Below are 6,442 nucleotides of genomic sequence, written 5' to 3'. Positions count from 1 at the left end.
TGTAGAGGATGAACTTGGTGGCCGCATACAGGCGGTTTGCCCCACCCCAAATGGAGAGGAGCAAGTACACCGGGATCAGCTCCAATTCCCACATCAGGAAAAACAGCAACATGTCCTGCACGGCAAACACCCCGATCTGCCCGCCGTACATGGCCAGCATCAAAAAGTAGAAGAGGCGAGGTTTGAGGGTGACCGGCCAAGCGGCCAAGATGGCTAGGGTAGTGATAAACGCCGTGAGCAGGATCAGGGGCATGGAGAGGCCATCAGCCCCCACCGACCAACTCAAGCCCACTTGGGGTACCCAGGTGTAGCGCTCCAGCAGTTGCAAGCCCGTCTGGCCGGGATCGTAGCCAACATAGAAGCCGGCCAGCAGAATCAGCAGATCCGTGACTGCGATGAACAAAGCAAACCAGCGGATCCGCTCGGCCAACTTTTGTGCGTAGGCGCGGGTACTGGGATCCCCAGCCGGTGCTGGGATCAGGGGAATAAATAGGGCGGCCAACACAGGGTAAGCGATGACCGTGGTCAGCCAAGGAAACTCGTGCAAGCTGGGCAGCGCCATGGATGTAACCTCGCTTGTGCCATACCATCAGGGGGATCCCTGCCGGCTGCAATCCGACAGCCCTTTACCAGAATCGCCCTTGAGTATCTATGCTTAGCAAATCTACAGGATTATCTTAAGGCTCCCTCTCCCTTTGCGTTGGGATCCCTGGGATGGAGCAGATGCACGGGTGGATGTTGTACCCGAAAATCAAAATATAGTCTTCCACATAGTCTTCCACTGTTCTCACAAGGTAACCGATCTCATCATGCCTCAGCCCAAACTGATCATCCACGGCGGAGCCGGCAGCGCCCTGGAAGGGGAAAGCAGCCTGGAAAAAGTGAGGGGATCCCTGCAGCAGGTGGTGGAGAGCACCTACGAGCTGCTGTTGGCCGGGCAGAGTGCCGAGGCGGCGGTGATGCATGCCTGCCAGTTGCTGGAGGATGATCCGCTCTACAACGCCGGGACAGGGTCGGTCTTGCAGTCGGATGGGCAAATCCGCATGAGCGCCGCTCTCATGAACGGGGCCACCCAGTCCTTTAGCGGGGTGATCAACGTCAGCCGGGTTCAGCATCCCATCCTCATGGCCCAGGCTCTGCAATCAAGCCCGGATCGCGTGGTGGCCGAACAAGGGGCAGCAGAGCTGGCGCGGGAGCTGCAGTTGCCGGTCTATGACCCGGCCACTCTCAAGCGGGTTCAAGAGTGGGTGCAGTTGCGCCAAACCCATCCCCCAACTAGGGTTCTCACTGCTCTGGCCATGGGCACGGTGGGGGCGGTGGCGCTGGATCAACAGGGGCAAATCTGTGCCGGCACCTCCACCGGCGGGCGGGGGTTTGAACGGGTGGGGCGAGTAAGCGATTCGGCCACTCCGGCGGGAACCTATGCCAGTGCGGCGGCGGGGGTCAGTTGCACCGGTGTTGGGGAAGATATTTTGGATGAGAGCTTGGCGGCGCGGATTGTGATTCGAGTGGAAGATGGCCTCAGCCTGAAGGCTGCCATGGCCAAGTCTTTTCAAGAGGCCCGCCAACGTCGCCGCTCCTTTGGGGCCATTGCTCTATCGCGCTCGGGGGAGATTGCTTGGGATACCACCACCGACCTACTGCTGGCCGCCTATCACGATGGGCAGGGGATCGGCTTGACGATCTAAACTTCTAGCCGGGCTTGCGGGATTAGACCTGGACAAGCCTGAGGCGGTTGGATAAGAGTAGGATAAGAGTAGAAATAGTACTTAAACAAACCAAGTCTGCCCCCTGGCGGGCCACTGTAGAGCGTTTATGGCACTTCACGCGGAGTTGCACCGTCATTTGGGCGGTTCGGTTGTCCCCCGAATTCTGTGGCGCTATTTTCACCGCCAGGGATCCCCTTTGGCAGAGCGCTTTCCCACCTATGCCGAGTTTGAGGAGTTCTACACCCGCCCGCGCAACACCCTCGAGGATTACCTGGAGCTGCACACGCTGGTGGAACAGGTGCAGACCCTGGAAACCCTGCCCTATTTTATCTACCGCCTGCTGCGGGGAGCCTACATCTTTGAGGATCTGGCCTACCTGGAGATTCGCTACACCCCCTACCTGCGCACGGATCCCAGCCTGGATGAGGGGGAGCGCCTCAAGCAGATGCGCCAGGTAATCGAGACGGTGGGGCAGGCCAGCCAGCAGCGGGAGTATCCCATCGTCACCACCCAGATCGTCTGTTTGCATTCACGCCTGCCCAGCCACATCAACCGGGCCATGGTGGAAGCTGCCGCTGAGTCGGAGTATGTGTGTGCCATCGACCTGGCCGGGGGAGACAAGCCCTACGGCGAACGGATGGACGAGTGGATTGAGCTGTTCAAGTATGCGCTGGCCCGCGGCCTGAAAACCACTGCCCACCTGTACGAAACTTTGGATGGCTGCTACCCACAGTTGCTGCCCTATGTCTCGCGGATCGGCCACGGCATTCAGATCCCCCTCCACTATCCAGATTGCTGCCGGAGCTGGCACGGCGAGGACAATGCCTAGAAGTTTGTCCCACCACCTATCTAAAAACGGGAACCCTGCCCAGTTTGGAGCCCCTCAAGATTGTCTTTGACCGCTGCTTTGAGGCGGGGGTGGATATCGCCATCTGCACCGACAACGCCGGCTTGCACAATGTGCGGCTGCCGTTTGAGTACGAAAACCTGCTAACCCACGACATCATCGATTTCGAGCAGCTCAAACACTGCCAGGAAGCAGCTTTTCGTCACGCTTTTGCCTGGCCCTATAAGGGGCGTCCGGCCTCATTGTTGTCGGAGTTACAGCAGGGGGTATCTGCTTCTTTGGTGGCTCTCTGATCCCCTCAGCGGGACGGAGTCTTTATTCTTCATCCGAGCTTCTTGAGAATAGGGAAGGGATCCACAGCAGAGCCGGGGGCAATTTTCGCAAGGGAAATAACCGCTTGGATCCCTTGCCCAGAGCGATGCTGAGCGGCATCCGAGGGTGGATGAAGCCCAACAGAATCCAATGCTGAGTCTACTGAGCCAAGCATGAAGGTCTATATCAGTGCCGATATTGAAGGGATCGCCGGCATCAGCCATTGGGATGAGGCCACCATCGGCCAGCCGGGTTACGAGGCATTCCGAGAGCAGATGACCCGAGCAGTGATCGCGGCTTGTGAGGGATCCCTGGCTGCCGGAGCCACGCAGATCACAGTCAAAGATGCCCATGACTCAGGGCGAAACCTCATCCCCGAGCGGTTGCCGGAGCCGGTGCAACTCATCCGCGGCTGGAGCGGCCACCCCTACTGTATGGTGCAAGAGTTGGATCGCAGTTACGATGCCCTGCTCCTAATCGGCTATCATGCCCGCGCCGGATCTGCTGCCAACCCCCTCGCCCACACCTACACCACCGAAGTTAGCCAAATCCGGCTGAACGGCCAAGCCATCGCCGAGTTTCACCTGGTCAGCCTCACGGCTGCCTATGAGGGAGTCCCAGTTGTGTTTGTAGCCGGAGATGCGGAGGTGTGTGCCGCAGCGAAAGCTTATGACGCCCACATCGAGACGGTGGTCACCCACAAAGGGATAGGCCAGTCGGTCATTACGCCACATCCGCAGCAGGTTCTACAGGCCATCCGCCAAGGTGTAGAGGGATCCCTGAGGCGGCTGCCGGCCTACCGGCCTCGCCCACTGCCGGATCACTTTCAATTGGAAGTGGACTACAAGGATCCCGCTCGCGCCTACCGCAAGTCTTTTTATCCCGGCTGCCGGTGGATTGCCGATTCCACGGTTCGGCTGGAAGTTTCCGAGTGGTTTGAGGTGTTGCGGGCTTTGGAGTTTATCGTGCTCACCTAGCCAGGGATCCAAGCGGCATCTGGATGAGGCGAGCAGCAGCTTCCCTGAGGCTGGTCTCGGAAAGGTCAGACAGCTCAATCCGGGCCCGAAGGCGATTGAAGTTTTGCTGCAGCCCGTGTCGATAGGTGGGGTCGTAGTGCTGCTCCAGCAACTCCTGCACAAACTGCGGCCAGTCTTGGGCGTCGATCAGCTCAAACCAACGCTGCAGGCGGGCCTGGCCAAGACGGGACTTCAGAGGCAGCAATTTCCCCTTTAGCGCTTGGGGGTGAGCAATCCAGTGGGGATAATGGGCGATCAGCCCCTTCACCCGCTCCTCTAGAGGCAACTGCACTTCGACACAGTCGGCTTGGGTAAGGGCTTGCCAAAGGGCAGGCGGCAGATGGAGCTGGCCCACTTTGGCACTCTCAGCCTCCACCCAGACTGGCTTGGCGGGATCCCACTGGAGAAAAACCTGCACCAGTTGACTTTCAAAGCTCTTCTGACTGGGCTGTGGCACCCCCCACTCGGCCCCCAGGAGGGATCCCCGGTGACAGGCCAGCTTTTCCAGATCGAGAACTTGGGATCCCTGTTGGCGCAGATGGTGAAGCAACTGGGTTTTGCCGCTCCCTGTTGGTCCGCAGAGCACTCGGTAGGTAAATTCCTGGGGCAAGATCTGCAGCTGTCGGCGCACCCAGGCCCGGTAGGTTTTGTAGCCACCTTGCAAAACCGTAACCTGCCAGCCCACCTGGGACAACACCAATGCCAAGCTGGCAGAGCGCTGCCCTCCCCGCCAGCAGTAGATTAGGGGCCGGTAATCGCGATCTTTATCGGCAAAATGGGTTTGCAAGTGGCGACTGATGTTCTGGGCCACCAAGCTTGCCCCTCGTTTGCGGGCTGTAAAGGGATCCACCTGCTTGTAGAGCGTGCCCACCTCCGCCCGTTCTGTATCGTAGAGTACAGGCAAGTTGATGGCTCCCGGCCAATGATCCTCTGCGAACTCTGCCGGAGAGCGCACATCGATAATTTCGCTGTAGGTGTGCAGCCAGGGCTCTGCAGTGAAGTGAATCGGAGGAGACACAAACCTGTGGATGGAAATGGCAAGCTAGCGCAATCTTGAACAGTTTCTAGCTTAGCCAACGCTGCTGCTCAAGGAAGCCCAGGGCTAACCCTAGCCTATCCCCTCGCAGGTGGACTTCTCGCTTTTCCAGAAGTTTAGGCAAGGTCTCTGGAACATGCAGGATGCCATTTGCCGCTCTCAAAAAAGTTATAGAGGTTTTCAGGCTCTCCAGGTGCCACCTCAGATAGAAAGGTGAGCTCGGACTTTTTCTTCGTCCATTTGGTCAGTCGGCCCCTCCATGATAAGGGATCCATTTTCCATAAGATAAAAGTAATCGGCTAGGCTTTGGGCAAACTCAAAATACTGCTCCACCAGCAACACCGAAACGCCCCGCTCCTTTTGAATGCGGCTGATGGCTTCTTCGATCTCGATAATGATAGAGGGCTGGATCCCTTCTGTGGGCTCATCCAGGAGCAAAAGTTTGGGCTCCGCCACCAAAGCTCTGGCGATGGCCAGTTGCTGCTGCTGCCCACCGCTCAAATCCCCACCCAGCCGTTTAAGAAAAGAACGCAGAATTGGGAATAGGTCATAGACAAACTCAGGTATGATCCGTTCTCTGTCCGGTGCCGCTTCTAGACCCACCAGCAGGTTTTCCTCAACCGTTAGGCGGGGAAATATCTCTCGACCTTGGGGCACATATCCGATACCGGCACGGGCTCGCCAATTGGGAGGGTAATGGTTGATAGGACGGCCCTCAAAAGCAATTTTGCCTGTGCAGTCTTTCAGAAGCCCCATCAGGGCTTTAAGCGTGGTGGTTTTGCCCATGCCATTGCGACCCAGAAGGCAGACCGCTTGGCCGGGAAAGATCTTAAAAGAGAGATCCTTCACAATTAAACTCTGACCATAGTAAACCCTCAAGTTGGAGACCTCCAGGAGAGGCCCAGATCCATCTCGGGATAAGTTTTGTGTTGCGGTCGCGTTTTCCGTATTCATAGGCCTGCGCATGAGTCGATTAGATACAGAACTATAGCCTCTTTGCTTAGTTTTTCCCCTTGTGGGATCCGAGATAGACCTCAATCACTCGCGGGTCGTTTTTCACATCCTCAAAGGTACCTTCGCACAGCACCGAGCCTTGGTGTAAAACGGTAACCTTGCGGGCAATTTGTCGGACAAACACCATGTCATGTTCGATCACCAAAATGGTGTGGCTTTGGGCTAAGGATTGAATTAACTCTCCTGTAGCTTCTGTTTCTTTGTCCGTCATCCCGGCCACGCATTCATCCAGCAGCAGCAAATCCGGATCTTGAGCAATCACCATGCCGATCTCCAGCCATTGCTTTTCTCCGTGGGAAAGCAGCCCTGCCGGAACCCGATCCTTACGGCTGAGGCCAATGGTTTCCAAAAGAGCATCCGTTTTTTCTCGCAGATGCTTTTTGCCCAATAGGGTGGAAAAAACCCTTTTGTCAGGGTTGAGGGATAGCTCCAAGTTTTCTCGCACGCTCAAGTTTTGATAGACCCGCGGCGTCTGAAACTTGCGCCCAACACCCAAAATCGAGATCTC

General features: G+C 57.1%; 5 protein-coding genes and 2 pseudogenes. 3 read left to right on the top strand and 4 right to left on the bottom strand.

Going from position 1 to position 6,442, the window contains the following annotated elements; all coding sequences use genetic code 11:
* A pseudogene (locus NW819_RS10715) lies at positions 1-562 on the bottom strand (NAD(P)H-quinone oxidoreductase subunit 4); the annotation flags it as partial.
* A 247-nt stretch (positions 563-809) separates the two neighbouring features.
* On the opposite strand from NW819_RS10715, the gene NW819_RS10710 reads away from it, so the two are divergent.
* The 3 genes and pseudogenes from NW819_RS10710 (at position 810) to NW819_RS10700 (ending at position 3,845) form a co-directional block, all read left to right on the top strand.
* Positions 810-1,688, top strand: a complete 879-nt coding sequence (locus NW819_RS10710; protein WP_011433592.1) for an isoaspartyl peptidase/L-asparaginase — start codon at positions 810-812, stop codon at positions 1,686-1,688.
* 127 nt (positions 1,689-1,815) lie between these two features.
* Positions 1,816-2,849 (top strand): annotated as a pseudogene (locus tag NW819_RS10705) (adenosine deaminase).
* A 192-nt stretch (positions 2,850-3,041) separates the two neighbouring features.
* Entirely contained in the window at positions 3,042-3,845 is an 804-nt protein-coding gene (locus NW819_RS10700) for a M55 family metallopeptidase (protein WP_414413732.1), read from the top strand.
* On the opposite strand, the gene mnmH is transcribed toward NW819_RS10700, so the two are convergent.
* The 3 genes from mnmH to NW819_RS10685 form a co-directional block, all read right to left on the bottom strand.
* Positions 3,838-4,902, bottom strand: a complete 1,065-nt coding sequence (gene mnmH, locus NW819_RS10695) for a tRNA 2-selenouridine(34) synthase MnmH (RefSeq protein WP_414351992.1) — start codon at positions 4,900-4,902, stop codon at positions 3,838-3,840. The two genes, NW819_RS10700 and mnmH, sit on opposite strands and share 8 nt — an antisense overlap.
* Positions 4,903-5,121: 219 nt before the next feature.
* A complete protein-coding gene (gene urtE, locus NW819_RS10690) occupies positions 5,122-5,886 on the bottom strand; it encodes an urea ABC transporter ATP-binding subunit UrtE (RefSeq protein WP_414331328.1) in 765 nt (254 codons plus the stop codon).
* A 34-nt stretch (positions 5,887-5,920) separates the two neighbouring features.
* Positions 5,921-6,442 (bottom strand): ATP-binding cassette domain-containing protein (locus NW819_RS10685; protein ID WP_414413731.1); only part of this gene is annotated, 522 nt, incomplete at its 5' end.

Source organism: Synechococcus sp. R8-2 (genome assembly GCF_047461715.1).
Classification (GTDB): domain Bacteria; phylum Cyanobacteriota; class Cyanobacteriia; order Thermostichales; family Thermostichaceae; genus Thermostichus.
The sequence above is the reverse complement of the archived record's forward strand: the minus strand, read 5'-3'. Positions and strand labels throughout refer to the sequence as shown.

Bases quoted from the DNA above. Each gene is read 5' to 3' on its own strand.
- NW819_RS10710 (WP_011433592.1), top strand. From the start codon at position 810: ATGCCTCAGCCCAAACTGATCATCCACGGCGGAGCCGGCAGCGCCCTG.
- NW819_RS10700 (WP_414413732.1), top strand. From the start codon at position 3,042: ATGAAGGTCTATATCAGTGCCGATATTGAAGGGATCGCCGGCATCAGC.
- urtE (WP_414331328.1), bottom strand. From the start codon at position 5,886: ATGCGCAGGCCTATGAATACGGAAAACGCGACCGCAACACAAAACTTA.